This is a genomic window from Paraburkholderia steynii (genome assembly GCF_900100565.1).
Lineage (GTDB): Bacteria > Pseudomonadota > Gammaproteobacteria > Burkholderiales > Burkholderiaceae > Paraburkholderia > Paraburkholderia terrae.
The window spans coordinates 44,587-64,563 of record NZ_FNDI01000027.1 but is presented as its reverse complement, the minus strand read 5'-3'; the positions used below and the strand labels follow the sequence as shown (position 1 = coordinate 64,563).

Annotated in this window: 17 protein-coding genes and 1 pseudogene; 5 read left to right on the top strand and 13 right to left on the bottom strand. The window is 60.9% G+C overall.

Going from position 1 to position 19,977, the window contains the following annotated elements; genetic code table 11:
* Both BLT65_RS35510 and BLT65_RS35505 read left to right on the top strand, forming a co-directional pair.
* Positions 1–1,569, top strand: a complete 1,569-nt coding sequence (locus BLT65_RS35510; RefSeq protein WP_091787051.1) for a methyl-accepting chemotaxis protein — start codon at positions 1–3, stop codon at positions 1,567–1,569.
* A gap of 61 nt (positions 1,570–1,630) precedes the next feature.
* Positions 1,631–1,927, top strand: coding sequence for a hypothetical protein (locus tag BLT65_RS35505; RefSeq protein ID WP_208545856.1), 297 nt, complete (start codon positions 1,631–1,633; stop codon positions 1,925–1,927).
* 264 nt (positions 1,928–2,191) lie between these two features.
* Here the strand turns inward: BLT65_RS35505 and BLT65_RS35500 are convergent, their stop codons facing one another.
* The 3 genes from BLT65_RS35500 to BLT65_RS35490 form a co-directional block, all read right to left on the bottom strand.
* Positions 2,192–3,142 carry a nucleotidyl transferase AbiEii/AbiGii toxin family protein gene (locus tag BLT65_RS35500; protein WP_091787048.1) on the bottom strand — a complete coding sequence of 317 codons (951 nt, stop codon included), beginning with the start codon at positions 3,140–3,142 and terminating at the stop codon, positions 2,192–2,194.
* Positions 3,139–3,627, bottom strand: a complete 489-nt coding sequence (locus BLT65_RS35495) for a helix-turn-helix transcriptional regulator (RefSeq protein ID WP_086909097.1) — start codon at positions 3,625–3,627, stop codon at positions 3,139–3,141. The genes BLT65_RS35500 and BLT65_RS35495 overlap by 4 nt, the downstream gene beginning before the upstream one ends.
* 448 nt (positions 3,628–4,075) lie before the next feature.
* Positions 4,076–4,546 (bottom strand): universal stress protein, encoded by a 471-nt coding sequence (locus BLT65_RS35490; protein ID WP_091787045.1) that lies wholly within the window; start codon positions 4,544–4,546, stop codon positions 4,076–4,078.
* Between the two features lie 230 nt (positions 4,547–4,776).
* Between BLT65_RS35490 and BLT65_RS35485 the strand changes: the two genes are divergently transcribed.
* Positions 4,777–4,962, top strand: a complete 186-nt coding sequence (locus BLT65_RS35485; RefSeq protein ID WP_091787042.1) for a hypothetical protein — start codon at positions 4,777–4,779, stop codon at positions 4,960–4,962.
* Positions 4,963–5,192: 230 nt separating this feature from the next.
* Here BLT65_RS35485 and BLT65_RS35480 read toward each other — a convergent pair.
* The 3 genes and pseudogenes from BLT65_RS35480 to ligD (BLT65_RS35470) all read right to left on the bottom strand — a co-directional run bounded on the left by BLT65_RS35480 (position 5,193) and on the right by ligD (BLT65_RS35470) (position 9,598).
* Positions 5,193–5,998 (bottom strand): annotated as a pseudogene (locus BLT65_RS35480) (tetratricopeptide repeat protein).
* A gap of 53 nt (positions 5,999–6,051) precedes the next feature.
* A complete protein-coding gene (gene ku / locus BLT65_RS35475) occupies positions 6,052–6,987 on the bottom strand; it encodes a non-homologous end joining protein Ku (RefSeq protein WP_091787039.1) in 936 nt (311 codons plus the stop codon).
* A 91-nt stretch (positions 6,988–7,078) separates the two neighbouring features.
* On the bottom strand, positions 7,079–9,598 hold the full coding sequence (ligD, locus tag BLT65_RS35470; protein WP_091787036.1) for a DNA ligase D: 2,520 nt from the start codon (positions 9,596–9,598) through the stop codon (positions 7,079–7,081).
* 231 nt (positions 9,599–9,829) lie between these two features.
* Between ligD (BLT65_RS35470) and BLT65_RS35465 the strand changes: the two genes are divergently transcribed.
* The gene (locus tag BLT65_RS35465) at positions 9,830–10,825 is read left to right on the top strand and encodes a toll/interleukin-1 receptor domain-containing protein (protein ID WP_091787033.1); all 996 of its coding nucleotides are present in this window, start codon (positions 9,830–9,832) and stop codon (positions 10,823–10,825) included.
* Between the two features lie 272 nt (positions 10,826–11,097).
* Here BLT65_RS35465 and BLT65_RS46740 read toward each other — a convergent pair whose 3' ends face one another.
* Complete coding sequence (locus BLT65_RS46740; RefSeq protein ID WP_143036615.1) at positions 11,098–11,622, bottom strand: putative adhesin; 525 nt, start codon at positions 11,620–11,622, stop codon at positions 11,098–11,100.
* Between the two features lie 277 nt (positions 11,623–11,899).
* Positions 11,900–12,229, bottom strand: a complete 330-nt coding sequence (locus BLT65_RS35460) for a hypothetical protein (protein ID WP_244186866.1) — start codon at positions 12,227–12,229, stop codon at positions 11,900–11,902.
* 810 nt (positions 12,230–13,039) lie between these two features.
* Here BLT65_RS35460 and BLT65_RS35450 point away from each other — a divergent pair.
* The gene (locus BLT65_RS35450) at positions 13,040–13,591 is read left to right on the top strand and encodes a hemerythrin domain-containing protein (RefSeq protein WP_091787028.1); all 552 of its coding nucleotides are present in this window, start codon (positions 13,040–13,042) and stop codon (positions 13,589–13,591) included.
* A gap of 289 nt (positions 13,592–13,880) precedes the next feature.
* Here BLT65_RS35450 and BLT65_RS35445 read toward each other — a convergent pair whose 3' ends face one another.
* The 5 genes from BLT65_RS35445 to BLT65_RS35425 form a co-directional block, all read right to left on the bottom strand.
* Positions 13,881–14,687 (bottom strand): tetratricopeptide repeat protein, encoded by an 807-nt coding sequence (locus BLT65_RS35445; protein WP_244186864.1) that lies wholly within the window; start codon positions 14,685–14,687, stop codon positions 13,881–13,883.
* Positions 14,688–14,740: 53 nt separating this feature from the next.
* Positions 14,741–15,676: a non-homologous end joining protein Ku gene (gene ku, locus BLT65_RS35440; protein WP_091787025.1), complete on the bottom strand. Its 936-nt coding sequence runs from the start codon at positions 15,674–15,676 to the stop codon at positions 14,741–14,743.
* A 92-nt stretch (positions 15,677–15,768) separates the two neighbouring features.
* Positions 15,769–18,288, bottom strand: coding sequence for a DNA ligase D (ligD, locus tag BLT65_RS35435; RefSeq protein ID WP_091787022.1), 2,520 nt, complete (start codon positions 18,286–18,288; stop codon positions 15,769–15,771).
* A gap of 925 nt (positions 18,289–19,213) precedes the next feature.
* A complete protein-coding gene (locus tag BLT65_RS35430) occupies positions 19,214–19,591 on the bottom strand; it encodes a hypothetical protein (protein WP_091787018.1) in 378 nt (125 codons plus the stop codon).
* A 30-nt stretch (positions 19,592–19,621) separates the two neighbouring features.
* A complete protein-coding gene (locus BLT65_RS35425; RefSeq protein ID WP_091787016.1) occupies positions 19,622–19,825 on the bottom strand; it encodes a hypothetical protein in 204 nt (67 codons plus the stop codon).
* Positions 19,826–19,977: the final 152 nt, after the last annotated feature.

The window sequence follows — 19,977 nt, the reverse complement described above, 5'->3', positions numbered from 1 at the left end:
ATGGGAGCTTTTGCGGGGACGATCCAGTTCAAGGTCATGCTGACGCTTGGTGTCTGCGTCGCGCTGATGGTGGCGATCGGCATGATGGGCCTTCGCGGTCTGGCGAGGCTCAGCACCGATATGGGCAGCATGTACTCGGCGAGTACCGTGCCGATCGAGGATCTCGCCGCGATGCAGGCGGCGGCGCTGAAGATCCGTCTGCAGATGCGCTACATCCAGGCGCTGCATGAACAGGACAAGGCCGAGGAACTCGTAGCCGCTATCGGCAAACAGCAAACGAAGCTCGATGCGGCCTGGCACGACTACTATCCCGCGAAGATCGCGACGGTGGATGAGCGCCGACTGGCCGACCGGGTAGCGACGGTATTGGCCGCCTTCCGGACGCAATCGGCTGATATCGCCGCGGTGCTTCGTTCCGGCAATCTGGACATGGCGGCCTATTCGATTGACGAGCTGACGGAAACCGGCGATGCATTGTCCGACGCAATCGGCCGCGACGTTGCATTGAGCGCCATGCAGGCGCGGCAATTGGCGGAGCGCGGCAACGCGACGTTCGATGCGTTGCGATGGACCGTGCTAGGTGCAATCGGCCTTGGCATCGTCGTAGCCACGGCTGCTTCGGCCTGGCTGCTCTGGGCGATTACGACGCCGCTCAAGGCTGCCCTCGACGTTGCACGGCAAATCGCCGAAGGTCGTTTGGGCAACGCCGAGGGCTTGAGCCTGCATGGAGAGTTCGCCCAGTTGCTCGATGCGCTGCAAACGATGGACCGGCACCTCGCAGGGACGGTGCATACGATCAAGAGATCGAGTGATGCGATCCAGTACGCGTCGATCCAGATAGCCGAAGGCAGCGCGGATTTGTCCTCCGGCGCGAGGCGACAAGCCGAGTCTCTAGAAGAGACTGCGGCGAGCCTGAGCGAGCTGATCCTGTCGGTTCAACGCAATGCGGATCACGTTCGCCAGGCCGCGGAGTTTGCCAATGCGACGTCGCTCGCGGCCGATACGAGCGTGGCGGCCGTCGAGCAGATGCGCGGCACGATGGGCGTGATTTCCGCCAGCTCGGCGAAAATCGTGGAAATCACAGCGCTGATCGAGGGGATCGCGTTTCAGACCAATATCCTCGCGCTGAATGCCGCCGTCGAGGCGGCGCGTGCTGGCGAGCACGGCCGCGGGTTTGCCGTCGTCGCCGGAGAGGTGCGCTGCCTCGCGCAGCGGGCGGCCAGCGCGGCGAAGGAAATCAAGGTGCTGGTGCGCGACTCGGTGGAGTCCATTTCGGGTGGATCCACACATGCCGACCAGGTGGCGCATGCCATGGGGGACGTGCGGCTTGCGATCCAGCGCGTGGTCGTAATCAACGAGAGCATCTTCGAAGATTCGGAAACGCAGCGCCGCGGGATCGGGCAGGTCAACGAGGCGGTGAGCCGCATGGATCAGGCGATCCGCCGCAATGCTGCCGTCGTCGAGCAGGCAGCGCAAGCAGCGTTCTCGCTGGGGGAGCAGGTCGCCGCCCAGCGGCACGCGATTGCGGTCTTCGAGGTCCATTCTCCCGCAAGCGCGACAACGAACTGAGCGGCGACGGTCACCGTTGGACCGCCGGGACACAAAATAGATACGGGGAGAAGACTTCGCCATGCTAGGCATGTATCCGACGTTTTACTTTCCGGGAATCGGCGCGGCATGGGTGATGGGCATCATTGGCGTGATTCACGTCGTGGCGTCGCACGCATCGGTTGGTGTGTCGTTCCTTTTTGCACTACCCGAAATGCGAGCCTATCGCGAGAACAAGCGGGAGATGAAGGCATTCATCGAGCGCTACGGTGCGTTTCTGCTGGTGTTTTCGTACATCATCGGCTCCATCAGGGGACCCGGCATCTGGTACGCGATCGACGTGGGCCAGTCCACGCGGCGTGAGCAGCCTGATCCATAACTTCGTCCGGGTCTGGGCCAGCGAGTGGGTGTACTTCACCGTCAAAGCCGAATGGCTCGCGCGCCTGCCGGTCTTGATATAGATCCCTGACTCACACCTTGATTTGACATAAGCCTAATTATCGTTTTTTGCATAGGATTCCTATATATATGGTTCGGATAGATTTGACATCGATTAATAGCCATTTTCAGCACGAGACCGGCGATTTTCCCGGTTAGCAGCGGTCTATTCAAAACGACGTGATGCTGGTGCGGGGCCAGTCGCTTACTTATGCTTGGTCCTGGCGGGTTTCTGAGCGGGCGTGACGGCCGCTCGCCCATTCCGGTAGCGTATCCGGAGCAACCCGTCGCCCGGTTGAACATCGCGATCCAATTGCTCAACGTCGTGCACGAGCGCCCGATGGCGTCCGATGTCCTGTACCGCGTGCCGCTCGGTGAGATGGATAATCGGGCCGCCGTATTCACCCTGAGTCGTATCGATTTGCTGGCAGGTAAGGTTATGGGCCGACACGAACGCCTCGGCCTCACTGGCGGACCTCTGTCGAATCGCGCGTAGTTCCGCAAAATACGTCCGGACGACGCCTACTGCCTGATCGAACGTTGGGGAGTAGTTCAACATTTCGATTGAGGCGAAGCGCTCTTTCATCGCGAGGGGAGGCCCGTCGAGAGCATCAGCAAGTGCGTCCAGATGCCGGTACATGAACGGTCGCACATGTTGCAGCGCGTCGGGTTCCCGCTCCACGACCATCGACAGGTCGAACAGGTCGCGGGCGGTTCCCTGGTTTCCCCGGTGATACATCTTCTTCGCGACAATCTCCGCAGCGGTCTCGACGCGAATGGGCCGCTGGAAAAGCTCCCACGTTTCGAAGGCATGTTCGTCAGGCAGCAGGTTAGGGGAGGCAACGAAGTCGATCTCGCCCTCATCCAGATGCAATTTCACGAAGTTGGACGCCTCTGTATATTGTGAGTCGCATAAAGCATCGGCGACATCGCTGAGGCGTGGCGTTACGTATCCAAGCGCCTGAGGATCAGGCACAAAGAAATCAATGTCTTTGCTGATGCGATGCCCGTGCCGCAGCATCAGGACTGTGCCGCCCCCAAACGTAAAAAACGGATTGGATACGCCTCCGTGCTTCGAAATCTCATCGACAAGCGTCAGTGCTTGTTGGAGCAAAGACTCCCACGGGCCCGCCGGAAGTTCTTTCGGCTGGGTCATGCCCACAGATCCTTGCGGTTAATGGAGTGCCGCTGCGCGAGGCGCGCAACGTTCGCCCATATCTCAGAGGGCGCGCGGTGCTCCAGTTGGGCGGCTTCCTCAACCGCCATGACCACGTAATCGAGTGGTGACTCGTCGAGGAAGTGGCCAACATGTGCTTCGAAGCCCGGTGGCACCTCGGCCGTCGCGAGCGCCCGTTCCAGCATGTCCGACGACAATTCTCCGCGATAGCTGACGCTGGCGTTTTTCGCTGCCATCCACAGGCCGCGCTTACGCTTGCGCGCGTCCACGCTCGGAGAAAACGATAGTCCGAGGACGCCCAGAGTCCGAGTGACCCGTTCAAAGCCTAGATCTTGCAGGGTGCCGGCTTCCAGCGCCTGAATGGTGCGACGGGACAGGCCGGCCATTTTCGCCAGACGCTCTTGCGTCAGGCCAAGTGCCCGGCGCCGTTCGCTGATAGTCTTGCCGAGTGTGCGGATGTCCATGATTGCGTAGCCTCCGGTGCCAGTATAAGACGAAGGGCTGAAAGGCGCAAAATATTGCGCCTTAGCCGCGCGTGCGGCGACACGGCGACCAGTACGACTTTACATAACTAAAGTTATCAACAAAATGGGGTCGAAACATATTTGTTGATGCACGGTCCGCGAACTGAAGCCCGTTGATTGAATGTGTGCCGCCTGTTCGTCACGTATGCAGTCGGCATTGTCTGACGCAATCGATGTTACGCGGATCGCTCGCCAACGAGATTGAGCGACCGGGGCTCGAGATGTTCGAGTTTGGCGGATTTGCGATCGCATCGTCGCAGCCGTGCTAGTGCGGCAGACCAGTCATAAGGAGGCGACAGGTCTCGAGCGATCAGAACCCGTAGACGAAGGATGTCCAGTATCTTTAGGCACCCGAGAGGGTCTTTACTGTAGGTCCGCAGCGGCGCGGCTACCCCGGCGCCCCTGTCGGTGCGTCATAACTCACCGCTGGTCCCATAGTTACGAGTACGCTGCATGTGACCCGGTCGAGTAACAGTCCGTCTGTCTTGCCAGCCCACCACCGCGCGAGCCCGCTGGTCCGACGATGGCCTACCACGACCAGATCTACATTCAGGTTCTTGGCAAAAAATGGAATCTTGTCCAGCGGATCACCGACTGCGAAGTGCCCCGTCGCGTTTATTCCTCGCATTGCGAGCTTCTGCAAACCTTCCTCGAGCACTTCTTTGACCGAGTCGCTAACGATATCGACCGGTACCGCAGACATGACTTCCGCCCCCTGCACCCACGCGGCGTCACTGATCACAGAAAGGACATGCAACTGTGCGCCGAGCTCTTGCGCCAACCGGGCGCCGTCTGCGAGCGCGTGCTGCCCTTCACGGGATCCGTCGTAACAGAGAAGTATGCAGTTGAAGGCTGACACGGCGCTCTCCCTACATTCGTTGCGTCCGCAGATCCGGTACTCGCCGCCGCATCGATCACGCAAGCGAATTCGGTGTTTGGCATTTTGCAATCTACACTGAGACGTCGCGTCGACCAGGACAGCCGGGCTGTTCGTATTTTACATATATCACGTTGTGATATATAGTGCAATTGAGCATGCGTCCGTCCATAAGGATGCAGGGTCCGATCGCGTGCTACACGGGAGGAAAAATGATTATTGGCAACGATTTTGAGATCGGCTTTCTGCTGGTTATCTTTGCGCTGCTCGGTATCATTCTGATCGGCGCTCTGCTGGATACGCTTCATCTGCAAAGGCTGCACCCGCGACTTATCGGCGCGATGATCGGAGTGCTTGTCGGCTTCGCGCTCATCGAAGCGGTGCCAACGCTCACCTGAACATAGGGGAACGCGCGCAAACCACCGCCAGATGGATGCGGGGCATTTGTGGTCACCTCCTAACGGTTGGCAATCGCCGGCACAGTTTGTTTGCGCTAGTGAGCATCGCACCATGATCAAGCCGATCATCGCGGCCAGCGTGCAGAGCCGCACGCGCTGAAGATACCGTGGTCAAGGTGAGGCCACGATGCGTGGGCGAAGGTTTGGAAGGAACCCAATTGACTCATCTATCAAGTAGTCAGCCGCCGATAGGCGTTCAAATGTCTCAGAAGGCCCTGAGGGTCTCCGCGTTTCTCGAGCAGGATCGCAAGATTGTGATGCGCATCAGCGTGCGTTGGGTCGATTTCCAGACTGCGTTGATAGCTTTGCTCTGCATCTTCAAAACGATCCAGATCCTCCAGAGCGATCGCACGGTTAAAGTGCAGCGCGGCATCGTCCGGAAAGTGAGTCAGCGCCTCCTCGAATACGTTGAGCGCGTCCTTGCAGCGCGCTTCGAGTTCGCATAGGAGCACGCCAAGATCCACATACCCCGCATAGTAAGGTCGCGGGGATAGCTCGATTGCTTTCCGGTAAGCCTGCTCCGCTCCATTGACGTCAGACGCTCTAAGCTGCTCCGCGAGGTCGTACCACTCCTCTGCCTGTCGCTCGCTCTTGCGCCGCGCAGGCGCGGTGTCGAGGAAAACGACGTCACCCTTGATCTCGGCAACTTCGAAGTCGAGCAGCAACTGGCCCGTGACGGGTCCCACTGCGACGGACCCGTCCGCACTGCGACTTCGTTACCCACTGCTGACACCCGAATGCCCGTGAGCGGCAACTCATCGGGCAGCGCCTCTCTGAGTCGTGAGAGCGCTGCTATGATCTTGCGCGGCGGTATGCGCGCGGCCCGTAACTGCATGGCCGTGCGGAGCAGAACGGCATCCTGGAACGTGAAGCGCCAGGCGTTGCGCGGTCCGCGGGTTGGGGATACGAAACCCGCAGCAACCAGCCCCGACAGAACGCTGCGCGAAACACCGAGCATGCCTTGCAGTTCGCGCATCGACACCTCGCGTGCCGGGGCGCTTGAGGTCACTTCTGCCATCATTTCCGTCGTCACTTGCGCGCCCGGACCTTCGCCGGTGTCTCTGCGGGCGCCTTCGCTGCGCGTGTGGCAGGCTTGCGCGTGCGCGGCGCCACGGGAAGCTCGGTGACAGGCTCTGCGCTCTTGCGCTTAGGCGCGGCGGGTGTAGCTGCGGCGGCCGCCTTCGGTTTTCCACCCTTCAGGCTTGCGCGCAGTGCATCCATCAGGTCGATGACCTGCCCTCCACTGCCCGTCGCCTCCGCCGGCTCATTCGCGATGATCTGCTTGCCTTCGATCTTCTCGTCGATCGCGGCGAGAATGCGCTGCTTCTCTTCGTCGACATAGGCCGTCGGGTCGTAGTTGTCTTCCGTGCCCTGCTCGATGATCTGCAGGGCAAGCTTCAGCTCGCTATCGGACACCTGGACGTGTTCGATATGCAGATCACTCAGCGAACGGACTTCATCCGCGTAGAGCAGTTGCTGGAAAACCAGTCCGTCTTCCTCCGGACGGACCTGCACAATCCGTGTCCTGCCCCGAAACGCCCATTTCGCCAATGCACAGCGGCCGCTCTCGGCGAGCGCCTGCTGCAGCAGACTGTACGGTTTGCCGCCGCGCTTGTCGGGCGCGATGTAGTACGCTTTGTCGTAGAAGACCGGGTTGACTGCCTTCTCCGGTATGAACGCCATGATCTCGACGACGTGACTTGCGCCATCCTCCAGCGCCTTCAGTTCGTCAGCGGTGAACACGACGAACCTGTCCCGTTCGAACTCATATCCCTTGTTCATGCTGGATCGTTCGACGACGGCCCCGGTTTTCTCCGAGACGTACTGCTGCTTGACGCGCGAACCGTCGGGCGCCAGCAGGTTGAAGCGCACGTCAGACGAACTCTCCGTCGCAGCATAGAGCTTCACCGGGATCGAAACGAGCCCGAAGGAGAGGGACAGCGAGGCAATTGAGCGGGCGGCCATGGACATCTCCTACGGATAGCGCGTTCAGAACCCACATGGGCAAGGCACGTGCCACCGCTGTGTCGACGGTCGGCAGGCTGAAGCGCCCACATTATTCTAGGCGCCTGATCGCCGATGCAAGTGACTGGGTGGTGGTCCAGAATGCCCCCCAAGGGTCCTCGGTCTGGAAACTGAGATATTCCCGCGCGGTCAGGACTGTCCACTGAGCGCCGCTCTTCAGTTCGGACAGCTGCTCCCACGCCACCGGCACCGACACGCCCATCCCGCGGCGCGCCCGCGCGGAGAATGCGGCGACCGTGGTCTGTGCCATCCCGTTGCGCAGGTAATCGACATACACCTTGCCAATGCGGTTCGATGCGCCCGATGTTGCGGAAAACCGATCGGGAATCGTCTTCGCCAGATGCCGGACGAATGCCTTCGAGAAGGCCTTCACCGCGTCGTAGTCAAGCCTCGGCGTGAGCGGGACGACGACGTGCAGCCCCTTGCCGCCACTCGTCTTCAGCCACGCCTGCAGTCCCAGCTCATGCAGCAGCGTCTGGACGAGCAGCGCCGCTTCCTGAACATGTGCCCATTTCACGCCCTCACCCGGATCCAGGTCGAAGATGACCCGGTCGGGCTTGTCAATCCGGCCGACGGTGGAATTCCACGTGTGAAACTCCACAGCGTTCATCTGGGCAGCCGACATCAGCGCGTCGGTGGTGTCGATGGTTAGCAGCGGTGGGTGATTCGGCCAGAGCTTGCGGTCGTGTGTCTTGATTCCTGGCATGCCTGTGCGCTCGACGTGTTTCTGAAAGAACTGCTCGCCCTCGATGCCGTCCGGCGCGCGAACCATGGCCACGGGCCGGTCCTTCAGGTGTGGCAACATCCACGTGGCGACGCTCTCGTAGTACCGCGCGAGATCGAGCTTCGTCACATCGCTTGACGGGTCGACGATCCGCTCCGGGTGCGTGACCTTGATCCGGGATACTTCAGGCGCATGCGCGAGCGTCTGACCGTCCTCGCGGACGACCCGGCGCGCCGGCTTGTCGACCCGCAACCCCTTGAACGACGCCTGCCGCACGACGCCGTCTGCTGTCCATTCGGCAAATTCAATCTCAGCGACCAGTTCGGGGCGCACCCAGCGCTCGCTCCCGGCCGCGCGCCGCGACCAGCGCCGGAATTTCGTGAGGGCGACATTGAATGGTGCCGAATCTGTTTCGAGCGGCGCAAGGCGCTTCCACAGATCGCGGCCGGTTCGGGCATCCCACCCTGTGCCCACACTGCCTGCATCGTGAAACCTGCTGCCTTTGCTGCCCTCGTAGTAGCCAAGCAGCAGGCTGCCGACTTCACCCTCCTTGCCACCGCGCGCGGTGAAGCCACAGATGACCAGTTCCTGCCGCAGCCGGCATTTGGCCTTCAGCCACGTCTGGGTCCGTCCCGATTCATACCGCGCGTCGCGGCGCTTGAGCATCAGGCCTTCCAGACCCAGCCCGGCGGCAGCCTCGAATACCTGGGCAGGTGGCGCCTCGAAATCCTGACTGAACCGGATGCGCTCCCTGGCGCCTTCGAGTAACCCCGCGAGCAGCACCCGCCGCGTCCACAGCGGGACGTTACGCAGATCCTGGCCGTCGAGGTACGGCATGTCGAACAGGAAAAAGACGATCTCCTGGCTTGCGGCGCCGTCGATCGCCTCCTGCAGCGCACCGAAATCCGGCAGGCCGTCTTTGAGCGCCACGATTTCGCCGTCCAGCCATCCACTCGACACGGGAAGGCTTTCGACCTCCGCCACGAGACTCGCGAGTTTTCTCGTCCAGTCATGCCCGCCGCTCGTGAACAGTCTTACGCGGCCATTGTCGACCCGCGCGAGCATCCGGTAGCCGTCCAGCTTCGCCTCGGTGATCCAGTCGCCCCCCGAGGGCAGCGACGAAGCCAGCGTCGCGCGTTGCGGCTCGAGCTTTGTGGGCAGCGGAGCCGCGATCGCAGCAGAGAGATTCAGTTCTGGGTCCGCCCTGCTTCTGGCGCGCCCCGCCTTTGGCTCGCGGTCTTCGACAAGTCCCAGCGGGTGGGTCGTCACGCTGTCTGGAAGCGCCTTGATGACGTCGAAGTCAGCGAGCGGACGCGCCCATTCGTCGCGCTTCTTGAACAACATCCACTGGTCCTGCCGGTCGTCGGGCTTTGAGATCCGCACCAGTTCCCATAGGCCGGCCAGCTTTTCGCCGTGGAGGCGGAACACCAGCTTGCCAGCGTTCATAGACTCTTTCGGGTCGCCGATAGGCTCCCAGGTGCCGCTGTCCCACACGATCACGGTGCCCGCGCCGTAGTGCTTCTTCGGAATCGTCCCTTCGAAACCCGAATACTCGACGGGATGGTCTTCCACATGGATCGCCATGCGCTTTTCCTTCGGGTCATAGCACGGGCCTTTCGGGACGGCCCAAGACAACAGCACACCGTCGTGCTCCAGCCGGAAGTCATAGTGCAGCCGGCTGGCCCAATGCTTCTGGACGACAAAGCGCAAATCCCCGCCTCCTGACGCCGTTGACGCCGAGGCCGCCGGTTCAGGCGTGACCAGGAAATCGCGCTTCTTGCGATAGCGGGAAAGTGTCGGAGTCGCCGGGTCAGGATTAGATGCCATGTTGCTGGTCCACCGAAAACTGTTTGACGAATGGCGCTCGACTTATGATGCACCTCCGATACCAAAGCCTGGGTCTGCGATTCCGGGTTGTTCGGTTCCTATACTATTTTGAATTGTCTTCTCTTTGTCATTGTTTTCTTCCTGACAGCTTAGCCAGTGAACCAGGATCGCAATTCAGACAGAGGCCACGTTCCACGTTATTACCGATGTCAACTGCCGCGGAGAATCGTTATGACCCAGCGCATTTTCTACTCCTACTCCCATGTGGACAGCGATCTGCGCGCCAAACTCGGCACATACCTGGCGCCGCTCGTGCATCAGAAAAAGATAGAAGAATGGCACGATCGCAAGATCGAAGCGGGACAGGACTGGAACTCGGAGATTAGTGCGGCTCTAAAGTCGGCGGACATTATTCTGCTTCTGGTCAGCGCCGACTTCCTCGCATCGCAATACTGCTTTGGTGTCGAAGTGGATGAAGCACTTGCTCGCCTGAATCGTGGTGAAGCGCGCGTCGTTCCCATTCTGCTCAAGCCGTGCCTATGGGAGGAGTCCCGGTTCAGCGCACTTCAGCACGTTCCTCGCGACGGAAAGCCGGTCAGCTCGTGGGCGTCTTGCGACGACGCGCTGAGAGAAGTCGCCAAGGAAATACGCGATCTGGTTTCGCGCGCCGAACTGCAAGTCCATACAACTGCGGCGTCTAAAGAAGCCCCTGATCAGCTTAGCCACAACCTGGATCTCATGCGGCGCCAGGTGTTCGCCTACGCTCGCCAATATGAAATGACTCGACAACGAATGGCGGCGTCGGCAGAGCGGACACATCGCATGGAACAGATATTTCAAAGAATGCGGTCAATCGCGGTGAGTTCGTACCCGCTGCTTGGTGAACTGTCAAACAGCCATGCACCCGGCGAGCGCCTGGCGGCAGTGGCGATACTTCAGATATTCGCCGACGAACAGTCGCTTGAGTTTCTCGTGCGACTAATCGCGTCAGAAAAGCCGTTCGTGGGGTATCAGGCCGCAGTGGCGCTCAAGGCAGCTGTCGAAACGATCGATCCGCGCGCCTACCCGCAACTGCTGGATTCGATTCTCGATGCTCAGTCTGCGGACGAGAAAGCCAGGCTCGGGTTTGATACCGACCGTCTAAGGACGCTCAGGGAGGCGGAGCGCGACCTCAGAGCCACGATGAACGCGCTTGCGACTTCGACACCTGATGCAAGCGAGCCTTAGAGTAGCGGGTGATTCGTGGTCACCTTGGCGTGAGTGTCGCGAGCTAAAGGACCGCGTCGGTCTGCGCAGCGGGTGTCGTGGTTCATAGTTGGCGCGAATGGTGTTCGTAGACGCTAATGTGTTCACTGATCCTGGTGTCGTCCGGCGACAAATCGAACTCCATTAACATCGCCAAAATCGGTCCAGTCGACCCGCCTACCATCTATGACCACACAGGACCGCAAGCGCGGTCCTTGACGGGGCGCCACGGGGCTGCGAGCCAGCGTCGACATTCACCTCAGAACGGTGCAGGCCGCCCAGTGTATCTGAGTTCCTGCAGGAACCAGCTCTGCGATCGCGCGCAGCGTTATGGAATAGCCAAGCGCTACCGTGAACGAAGTGGGCCGTGCTTCGAACGATGCGAATCCCGGTTGTTTTGGATTGAACAACACGAGATCCGGACAATCGTCGCCGTTATGGTAGGTCTTGGCGCCAAATGTATTGACACGGACGCCGCCGTAACGTGACGGTTCAGTGTCGTATTCCGCGTTTCTTCTGTCCCATTCCGTCGGCAGTCGGCTTGGAACGCTTTCCATTCGAGCGATTGCCTGGCCGTGTCGGTCGTCGAGTCCCACGCCAATGCCTTGAAAAATCACAACCTGCTTTGAATCCGGAACCTTGAACGTCGGGTACTCTTTCAGGGCTCCACCGCGCCATTCCCCATGCCCCTCAACAATCACAACGACAACGTCTCGGTGAGCTACCGGTGACGGCCTTGAACTGCTTCTGACGCGTTGGTGACCGAAAGGAGTGGACATTGCTGTATCTCCCATAAAGCGAACGAGCGAACGGCCTTGCCGACCGTTTCGCTCGACCCTGCGCGGCAAAGTGAACGCCGTGCTCTGTGCGTAATGCGCCCGCTCGTCAATCGACAAACCGATATCGCTGCCGGCCTGGACAATCGCGATCGTGCTCAGACATTCCCTAGCCTTTCGTATACGGAAACTTTAGTACAGTTCGCGGGCAATGCCAGACAGCGGTGCTCTGACGTGCGCAGGATGTTTGGGGGGACGCCATAACTCTACATAATTTTAATTAGCAACATTTTGGGGACAGATCACCCAGTGCCTGCAGGCCGTCTTCGGCCCAGCTGAGAAACGCCTGCACCGCCAGTCGTACGTCATCCAGCCCGGCAGACTCGTCAACCGCCTTCAGATCGTGCACGATGATCTTCCAGGCCTTGCCCGTCGTCACGAATCCTTCCAGCAGCCGACGACGGTTCTCCATGAAATGGATCTTTAATTCGTCGGCGATTGGAATCTGCATGTCGGGCGATTTGCGCCACATCTCCATCGACACGAGCATGAAGTCGGGATCGAACTCCACGACGATCGGCATGTACCGCCTGGTTGCGTCTTCCATCATTCGGGCTCATCCGTTCAGGTTGTGCAGCGCCGTCGCGACTGCCGGTCACGCCATCAGCACCGCAACGCCCGTGAGTACGACGCCTTCAGGCCGACCCACGTAGCACGGTGTTGTACCGCGACAGTAACACCCAGTCCGCGGTCCCCGGCTTGCGCAACGATACCACCGCAGCGCATCGGTCAACCCGATTTCATCAATCATTGAGGTCCGACTTGAGGGGGTGCCGCTGATCTCGCCGCAGCTCGATGCAGCGGCTTCTTGGCCAACTCTAACGCCGACGGCTCGGCGCAGCTTTGTAGTGATTTGCTGCAAACGGAGTCATCCGAGTGTCGATGCCAGGCGCCCGGATTAACAGGTTGGATTGCTTTTCAACTCACGGGCGGCATTAGCCGTCAGGCGATGAGTCGCCGATAGGCGTTCCGATGTCCAACAGGCCCTGCGGGTCGCCGGGTTTCTCGAGCAGGGGATACCCAGATTGCGACGGGAGGCGGCGTGCGTCGGATCGATTTCCGGACAGCATAGACAGCTTCGGATGCGTCTTCAACACACTGCGTCTTTCCGCCCGCGGCGTCTTTTCGAGGATGAAGCTCACCAGCAAGCTTGCGAGGCGCCAGGCAATCGTATGGCTTCGTGTGCCGCGCAGGCAATGCCTTACGGGGTGCGCGGAAAGGACGCACCAACGGCACCAACGCACGCCCGCACGTTGGCGCCGCTGATTCGCGGAACGCTCTTTGCTGGATGCCTATGCGGATCGTGTGACCGGATATCGATGGCAGCGACGCAATTCCTCACATTTTCACGGAGATACGAATGAACACGCAAAGCAAGGAAAGCGGATCAACTGACACCCCCGCCGCATCGGACGCGATCGCATTGCTGAAGGCCGATCACCGCGCAGTTGAGAAACTCTTCGATGCGTTCGAAAAGGCGGCGGACGACGATCTGGAAGCAAAGGGAACGCTGGCGCGGCGCGCATGCGAAGAACTGACGGTGCACGCGATTATCGAAGAGGAACTTCTGTACCCGGCGGCGCACAAGGCACTTGAGAAGCAGGACGAGATTGACGTGGACGAGGCATACGTCGAGCACTACCTGGTCAAGACGTTGATTGAGAAGTTCGATTCGCTTCGGCCAGGCGATGACGGTTTCGACGCGACGTTCAAGGTGATGTCTGAACTGGTAAAACATCACGTCGAAGAGGAAGAGGCCGAGCTGTTTCCGGAATTGCGCGAGAGCGGCGTTGATCTCGTCGCGTTGGGTGTAAAGCTAGCTGCGCGCAAGAATGAGCTCATGAATAAACTCGACGCAGCGGGGAGCAAGCTTGTCGGCGACCGATCACTGTCGTTCATACGAGCCGCCTGACCGTATGTAGATTCGTGCCTGTCCCCCGGGGTGCCGTATTCTGCTTCACACGGACACCTCGGCGGCACCCAACCGGTGACCAGAACTGAGCGAGACACTCACGCAGTCGCACATCTGGAGTCGCTACACGTCGCGGTTCTTTTCCGTTGCATATCCTGCGGTAAATTGCTTGGGAACGACCGACGGGCGCGGCCGTCATCGCAGGACTGGCGCGATGCCCCTTTTCTCCGGCACCCGACTCGCAGCAAACAAAAGCAGAGGTGTGGCGGCTATCTGAGGAATGCGTGCATCAGGTGGTGAGACGTCGATAGGCGTTCAGATGCCTCAGCAGACCCTGCGGGTCGCCGCGTTTCTCGAGCAGGATCGCCAGATTGTGATGGGCATCCGCGTGCGTCGGATCAATTTCCAGACACCGTTGATAGCTTCGCTCAGCGTCTTCGTCACGACCAAGGTCCTCAAGCGCGATCGCCCGGTTAAAGTGCAGTACGGCATCGCCTGGAAAGTGAATAAGCGCTTCGTCGAATACTTGAAGTGCGTCTTTGCACCGCGCATCGAGTTCGCATAGAAGCACACCGAGGTCCACGTACGCGGCATACAACGGTCGCGGGGAAAGCTCAATCGCCTTCCGGTAAGCCTGCTCTGCGCCATTGACGTCGGATGTCCTGAGCTGCTCGCCAAGGTCGTACCACTCCCCTGCCTGTTGCTCGCCATTGCGCTGTGCAGGCGCGGTGTCGAGGAACACCACGTCGCCCTTCATCTCGGCGACTTCAAAGTCCAGCAAAAGCTGGCCGGTGACGGCGTCCCACTGCGATGGCCCTGTCCGTACCGCCACGTCGTTGCCGACGGCTGATACGCGAATACCGGTCAGCGGCAACTGATCAGGCAGCGCCTCTCTGAGTCGTGACAGCGCGGCAATGATCTTGCGCGGCGGTATCCGTGCAGCCCGCAACTGCAGTGCCGTGCGAAGCAGTACGGCATCCTGGAACGTGAAGCGCCAGGCGTTGCGCGGTCCGCGCGTTGGGGTCACGAAACCTGCGGCAACCAAGCCCGAGAGCACGCTGCGCGACACGCCGAGCATGCCTTGCAGTTCGCGCATGGACACCTCGCGTGCCGGGACGCTTGAGATCACTTCTGACATCACTTCCGATGTCACTTTCGCGCCCGGACCTTCGCCGGTGTTTCAGCGGGCGCCTTCTCTGCGCGTGTGGCCGGCTTGCGCGTGCGCGGCGCCACGGGAAGCTTGGTGACAGGCTCCGCGCTCTTGCGCTTCGGTGCGGTCGGTGTAGCCGCGGCGGCCGCCTTCGGCTTTCCACCCTTCAGGCTTGCGCGCAGTGCATCCATCAGGTCGATGACCTGCCCTCCACTGCCCGTCACCCCCGCCGGCTCATTCGCGATGATCTGCTTGCCCTCAATCTTCTCGTCAATCGCGGCGAGAATGCGCTGCTTCTCCTCGTCCACATAGGCCGTCGGGTCGTAGTTGTCTTCCGTGCCCTGCTCAATGATCTGAAGGGCGAGCTTCAACTCGCTATCGGAGACCTGGACGTGTTCGATATGGAGGTCACTCAGCGAACGAACCTCATCCGCGTAGAGCAGTTGCTGGAAAACCAGCCCGCCTTCCTCGGGCCGTACCTGCACAATCCGCGTCCTGCCCCGGAACGCCCATTTCGCCAGTGCACAGCGACCGCTTTCGGCAAGCGCCTGCTGAAGCAGACTGTACGGTTTGCCGCCGCGCTTGTCGGGCGCGATGTAGTACGCCTTGTCATAGAAGACGGGGTTGACTGCCTTCTCCGGTATGAATGCCACGATCTCGACGACGTGGCTTGCGCTGTCCTCGAGCGCTTTCAGTTCGTCTCCCGTGAATACGACAAACCTGTCCCTCTCGAACTCGTAGCCCTTGTTCATGCTCGAACGTTCGACGACAGCGCCTGTCTTTTCCGATACGTATTGTTGCTTGACGCGTGACCCGTCGGGCGCCAGCAGGTTGAAGCGCACGTCAGACGAACTCTCGGTCGCCGCGTAGAGCTTTACCGGGATCGAAACAAGCCCGAAGGAGAGCGACAGGGAGGCGATAGAGCGGGCGGCCATGGACATCTCCCGACGGATAGCGCGTTCAGAGCCCAGCACGTGCAAGGCATGTGCCACCGCGCCGGCGACGGCAGCGGGCAGGAGCGCTCACATCATTGTAGGCGCCTGATCGCCGATGCCAGTGACTGGGTGGTGGTCCAGTATGCGGCCCAGGGGTCCTGTGTCGCAAAGCTGAGATACTCCCGCGCCGTCTGGACGGTCCACTGCGCGCCGCTTTTGAGTTCGGGCAGTTGCTCCCATGACACGGGCACCGACACGCCCATCCCTCGCCGCGCCCGCGCAGAAAACGCGGCGGCCGTGGTCTGTGACTTCCCGTTACGCAGGTAGTCGACGTACACCCTGCCAATGCGGTTCGATGCGCCTGATGTGGCCGAAAACCGCTCGGGAATCGTGTTCGCCAGATGCCGGACGAATGCCTTCGAGAATGCCTTTACCGCGTCATAGTCGAGCCGTGGCGTCAGTGGGACGACGACGTGGAGCCCCTTGCCGCCGCTCGTTTTCAGCCAGGCCTGCAGCCCAAGCTCATTCAGAAGCGTCTGCACGAGCAGCGCCGCCTCCTGAACGTGCGGCCATTTCACGCCCTCGCCCGGATCGAGGTCGAAGATCACCCGGTCGGGTTTGTCGATCCGCCGGACGGTGGAATTCCACGTGTGAAATTCCACGGCGTTCATCTGGGCAGCCGACATCAGCGCGTCCACGGTATCGATGGTCAGCAACGGCGGATGGTTTGGCCAGAGCTTGCGATCATGCGCCTTGATCCCTGGCATGCCTGTTCGCTCGACGTGCTTCTGGAAAAACTGCTCGCCCTCGATGCCATCTGGCGCGCGCACCATTGCCACGGGACGGTCCTTGAGGTGTGGCAGCATCCACGGGGCAACGCTGTCGTAGAACCTTGCGAGCTCAAGCTTCGTCACGCCGCTTGACGAGTCGATGATCCGTTCCGGGTGCGTGACCTTGATGCGGGATACGGCTGGCGCACGCGTGAGCGTCTGACCGTCCTCACGGACAACCCGCCGCGCTGGCTTGTCCACGCGCAGACCTTTGAACGATGCCTGCCGCACGACGCCGTCTGTCGTCCACTCGGCGAACTCGACCTCAGCGACCAGTTCGGGGCGCACCCAGCGCTCGCTGCCCGCCGCGCGTCGCGACCACCGCCGGGATTTCGCCACAGCAACGTCAAACGGTGCCGAATCTGACTCGAGCGGCGCAAGGCGCTTCCACAGATCGCGCGCGGTTCGGGCATCCCAGCCGGTGCCCACACTGCCTGCATCGTGAAGCCTGCGGCCGTCGCTGCCCTCGTAGTAGCCAAGCAGCAGGCTGCCCACTTCGCCGATCTTACCGCCGCGCGCGGTGAAGCCACAGATGACCAGTTCCTGCCGCAGCCGGCATTTGGCCTTCAGCCACGTCTGTGTCCGACCCGACTCATACCGCGCGTCGCGGCGCTTGAGCATCAGGCCTTCCAGACCCAGTCCGACGGCGGCCTCGAAAACCTGGGCCGGGGGCGCCTCGAAATCCTGACTGAACCGTATGCGCTCCGAGTCGCCTTCGAGCAACCCGGCAAGCAGCACGCGCCGCGCCGAAAGCGGGACGTTCCGCAGGTCCCTGCCGTCGAGGTACGGCATGTCGAAAAGGAAAAAGACGATGTCCTTGTTTGCGCTGCCGTCAATCGCGTCCTGCAGGGCACCGAAATCTGGCAGACCGTCCTTGAGCACAACAATTTCGCCATCCAGCCATCCGCTCGACACGGGAAGGCTTTCGACCTCCGCCGCGAGGCTCGCGAGTTTCTTCGTCCAGTCATGCCCGCCGCTTGTGAACAGTCGTACGCGGCCCTTGTCGACCCGCGCGAGCATCCGGTAGCCGTCCAGTTTCGCCTCGGTGATCCAGTCGCCGCCGGCGGGAAGCGACGAAGCCAGCGTCGCGCGTTGCGGTTCAAGCTTTGCGGGTAGCGGTGCCGCGATCGCAGCGGCGAGGTCCAGCTCTGGCTCCGGTTTGCGCGTAGGTTGTCCAGCCTTTGGCTCCCGATGTTCGATGAGCCCCAATGGATTCGTTGTCACGCTGTCGGGTAACGCCTTGATGACGTCGAAATCGGCGAGCGGTCGAGCCCATTCGTCGCGCTTCTTGAACAGGATCCACTGGTCCTCCCGGTCGCCGGGCTTCGTTATTCGCACCAGCTCCCATAAGCCAGCGAGCTTTTCCCCATGGAGCCGGAACACCAGCTTGCCCTCGTTCATGGACTCTTTCGGGTCGCCGACGGGCTCCCAGGTGCCGCGGTCCCACACTATCACGGTGCCCGCGCCGTACTGCTTCTTCTGAATCGTCCCCTCGAAATCCGAATACTCGACGGGATGGTCTTCGACATGGATGGCCATGCGCTTTTCCTTCGGGTCATAGCACGGGCCCTTCGGGACGGCCCAGGACAACAGCACACCATCGTGCTCCAGCCGGAGGTCATAGTGCAGCCGGCTGGCCCAGTGTTTCTGGACGACGAAGCGCAGATCCCCGCCGGGAGTCAGGTTAGACGCAGAGGGTGCCGGTTCAGGCGTGACCAGAAAATTCCGCTTCCCACGGTAGCGGGAAAGGGGCGGAGAGCCGGGATCGCGGTTCGATGCCATGTCGGTGTTCTCAGGAGGGCTGCATCCGTCGTCGCCAGGAAGACGCCCGGGCGCAGAAGAACAGACAGGCACGGTTTCGTCGCTTGCGTGCTATGTACTTCTATCGCGACTGTCTGCCCTGCACTAAAGCGCCGCTCGTGGAAAAAGGAAGGCGACAACGCATTCACTCACAATTACCCTCAGCTGCGCGCCGTGGACACTTCTCGCCAGAGCGCCGCGTGTGCCCTGTCCACATTAATGCCTCCGGCGCAAGTCCGTCACCCGTGAACGCTGCCGGGCAAGGTACATCCGTTGCTAGAGATCTACTCGCCGGCCCGGTCGACACGACCGCTCATCACGTGCAGACGAAACACCGCAGATCCGGAAAGATCACCAATCGCTAACTGACTCAAGCGCAACTGAGCAGAGCCGCAGGGATCCGAGGGTAGGTGCAAGATTCGTCACGCAGACAGACGACGACGGTGAAGCCGCACGCGATACCTCGCTGAAGGCGGACGGGCCAGCCCCACCAGGCGGTCTCGAACGGCGATGCGCCTCTCCGGCCGTACGCATTGCCCACGCGCCCTGATCCTTGGATGGTGCTAACGATCATTGCTACTCCTATGTGACATGGAATCGCGCGAGTGCGTCGGAGGGATCGCCTACGGCTAAAGTTCTGCCCGTACCTACGGAAAGGGCAGACGGCCGCACGATTCATGCGGACTTGAGCTGGATTCTGAGGTTTTATCCCATCGCATAACCAGATATTGACGATACACTCTGCGGGCATTGACGAGCCCTCGTGAGGTACGCCAATGCATTAGTTGGCGCGACTCATTCGAGTTGCGCCAACACCTTCTGCTTACCACAGGCAGCATACGGGATTTCGATTTCAGATCGGCGCCGACGCCGTGCGCACTGATGAGCGAATCGTCGATCTGTTTTCTCAAGACCAGCCCGACAGCAGCGCTGCCTCACACGCGCGCCGGATCAGACGGTATTGCACCGAGTCGGCATCGATGGATGGCTGGCTATCGAAGACGGCATGCATCCCGTCGGGGTCTAGGAGACAGCCGTGAGATTTCGCGAGGCGAATGGCAATGGGTAACGCGCGACTCGAAATCGTCACGCGTCGAAGGACGTCGAGCACTGTGGCGTCTCCCAGGTACCATCGTCGCATGGCATCGACCGCCTGAGCTGGCGGCAACCACGTTCGGGCCTCAGCAAAAACAAGCAGATGCAGGGCCACCAGCAAGGTGAGAAGCGTGACCTGCCCGTCCACTTCACTGTCCGATGCCTTTCGGGCCGAATGTCGACTATCCATCTTGCTGCCCCAGTGGAGTGTGTAGATTCGTCAGAGCATGAACCAGACCTGCGGTGCCGCGTGGGCGTCGAGGAAGATTTCCGATCGCCAGCCGTTTTCGGGATCATGGCTGGCGGCAGCAAGCGTGTCGCCGAATCCTCCGCGCGCTCTGGCAAGGGTCGCCATCCGGAGCCACAACTGACCCGACGCCACGAACGGGGAGTGAATGACCGTTGCACCCTTTGTCGTCGTCAACCTCGGCGTTCCGTTTCACGTCCGAAGCGAGTGCCGCCGCACTCAGGTCCCGGATTATCTGGCGCGCCTGCTCCAGCGCCAGCGGGAAGCCGTGTTCGCAGGCCTCTATGGAAGTGCCTTAAGGCCTTTTTGCGTATACGCGCAGCGCGACC